Raw genomic sequence first — 2938 nt, 5'->3', positions numbered from 1 at the left:
CATCCTTAAAACTTTAACCTTTAGCGATCGCCTAATTTATGAAAAATACAGCTCATACAGTTACTTTTATGTTACATTATCAATATTTATGTAATATGTAAAGATGCCAGCGCTCATTGCTATATTTATGAAAAAGTGCAAGGTTTTTGGCTGTTGTAGTCTCAAAATGCTAATACTTTTCCGCTGAAATGCCGAAAATTTGGCCGTAGCAGATAGTCTAAACTGTTGCCTGTTGCCAGATGATCTGTTGCCTATCATCACCATAAGACTTTTTCAGCAAACCCTAAATAAAACAAATAAAAAAATAGCCTTGGAAATATCACAAGGCTATCAAGCGAGGTTAATTATTAAAAACTTCTTTAGCGAACAGAACTCTGCATAGTAGCAGTTTCAATTGGCTTCATAAAATATAGTTTCAGGAACTGCCAACCATTAGACAGATAAAGAGGTAACTTCTGGAAAAGCTTCACAACACCTAACTTATTAGAATTAGCGATCGCCGTTAACTTTTCATTATTCTTAATACAAACTTCTAGTCTTTCATAAAACTGAGGATTTTCTACATCCAAAATTACTGGAAAAACACGTCCTGAAGTTTCATTAGTCTTCTCAATTACATACTTATCATAATCACGAGCATTCAAACCAATAGCAGCATAAAAATCAGCTCTTTGAATGTCATTCAAATACATAGTCGCAAATACAGAAAGTAAGAAAAATCTACACCACAATTTTGCTCTCCAGTCATTTAAAAATTGTGGTTGTGCCCTCATAATGGCATCAAAGAAATCTCCATGACGATTTTCATCTTGACACCAATTTTCAAAGAAACGGAAAATAGGATAAATTCTATCTTCTGGATGAGCTTCTAAATGACGATAGATAGTAATGTAACGCCAATAACCAATTTTTTCTGATAGATAAGTAGCGTAGAAAATAAACTTTGGTTTAAAGAAAGTATAATTACGACTTTTAGTCAGAAATCCTAAATCTAATGATAGATTAAAATCTGACATAGCCTTATTTAAAAAACCTGCATGACGAGCTTCATCTCTGGACATTAATTGGAAACACTCAGCCAAAATAGGGCTTTTCTTTTTGAGGCGACGACCCAATTCTTTGTAGAGTAAAAAACCAGAAAACTCAGCCGTACAAGAACGTTCTAAAAACTCAATAAATAGTTTACGAGTCTCCCCATCAATATGATCCCATGATTGGGCAAATTCTTCATCCCGAACAAAATGATGGCGGTTATAATCAGTACGAAATTCTTCTAGAATAGCTATCAATTCATCTTCATTGACTGAGATGTCCATTTTAGCCATCTCATCAAAATCTGTTGTGTAGAATCTAGGAGTTAGAATAGTTTCTTTTGAGGGAACTTTAACCCCTGGTCGCATTTCTTGAAAATCTGGTTTTTTTAGAGAATCTACCATAAGTTTTGTTGTTTTCTTAATTTATCAATCTATGGCTGGTTTGGAGAATGAGCAAGAAAGTATTATATTTTCCACGCTATATAGTTTACCAAGGTCTAGGGGACTGAAGTGCATAGTTTTTGTTAAGAATTGCAAAGTATCTATACCTATAAGAAATAGCCCATTATTATCCTACTTCTCAGTATATTTAGAGTTATTAATGTTTTCCACATTATATTCTTGGACTAAGATGGTAATAATACTAAGTGCCCATAACGAAAATTAAGTAACTAGGCAAAACAGTATATTAATTTCAGAAAAATAATTTTTGGGACTAAATGAATAGTATAAGATACAGTTACCTATTTTGGGGGGCTTGCGTCCTAGGTCTTAACGGATGCCATCGTTTATACAATGGCAAAATTTTGACTGGTCTACTTTGGCTCTTTACTGGGGGTTTATTTGGAATAGGCCAATTTATTGATTTGTTGTTAATTCCCAATATGGTAGAAGAACACAATACTAAAGTCAAAGCAAAATTAGGTATTTCATCCCAAGGAGTACCACTATATCAATCAAATGGGGCGGTCTCTATGAAAGCTTCTCCTCCACAAACCCGTCAACAGTTAATGGTAGCTTTACTCAGGTCAGCTTCTACTAAAGGAGGAAAGTTATCTGTTAGTCAGGGTGTCATGGCAACAGGAGCTAGCTTTCTAGAAGTAGAAGAAGCTCTCAAGGAAATGCTTAAAACTGGTTATGTTAGTGTGGATAACCATCCGGAGACAGGAATTGTAATTTACGATTTCCATGAGTTGTAATTTTGCCTACCAATAATCATTACAAATATGTTATTGATTACAAAACCTTTATGGTATCTTTGCTCGTGGTATATGTTTTTATCTGCAGGAGTCAAGATTACTGAGTCATAAGTCAGGATATTCAGTTAGACAATAGTGGAAAAAGGTAGAAGAATGGGTAGTCTTCCTCGCTTAATGGTATACAAGAACAAGGGACTCCTGGAACAGGGGCATATTCCTCCCACTGCTGTAGGTAACAAAAATAATGACAATACACTAATTATATAGAAACCATTTGCTATCTTTTACACTGAGTTCTATCACGCTGACTATACATTTTTTTAGTTGAATAAAAAGTCATGCGTATAGGCAAACAAAATAACCTATTGTATATACATATCACAATTTTTGTGAGGATGCAACCGAAAATCCTTTGACGCGCGATTTTTTTTCAGGAGCCTCATAAAATAAAAATGTTGATAATTTTCAACCCACATTATGTGCGACAAAATGTAGTATGCAAAGATGGTAAAAGTTGAGTAAGTATTTAGACTGATAGTATGGTGTAAGAAGCGATCGCAAATCATCAGTTGCCGGAACTTACCAATAGACATCTCCAAAAATTGCCAAAGTTTCTCTATCACGCTTCGCGATATAGCTGCCGCTAGGCTCCGCCAACGCGAAGCGGAACGGAGTTTGATCGCATCTTAATCATTGCCAAGTGGT

2 protein-coding genes are annotated in these 2938 nt (G+C 35.0%); one reads left to right on the top strand and one right to left on the bottom strand.

The window, feature by feature from the left end:
* Nucleotides 1-359: 359 nt before the first annotated feature.
* Nucleotides 360-1436: a magnesium-protoporphyrin IX monomethyl ester (oxidative) cyclase gene (gene acsF, locus F6K27_RS32785; RefSeq protein WP_287280127.1), complete on the bottom strand. Its 1077-nt coding sequence runs from the start codon at nucleotides 1434-1436 to the stop codon at nucleotides 360-362.
* A 317-nt stretch (nucleotides 1437-1753) separates the two neighbouring features.
* Between acsF and F6K27_RS32780 the strand changes: the two genes are divergently transcribed.
* The gene (locus tag F6K27_RS32780; RefSeq protein WP_124146732.1) at nucleotides 1754-2233 is read left to right on the top strand and encodes an NINE protein; all 480 of its coding nucleotides are present in this window, start codon (nucleotides 1754-1756) and stop codon (nucleotides 2231-2233) included.
* The last annotated feature ends 705 nt before the right edge of the window (nucleotides 2234-2938 follow it).

The sequence above is a fragment of the Okeania sp. SIO2F5 genome (genome assembly GCF_010692685.1).
GTDB classification, from domain to species: domain Bacteria; phylum Cyanobacteriota; class Cyanobacteriia; order Cyanobacteriales; family Microcoleaceae; genus Okeania; species Okeania hirsuta.
Note: the sequence above shows the minus strand (reverse complement) of the source record. Positions and strands in the feature narration are given on the sequence as shown.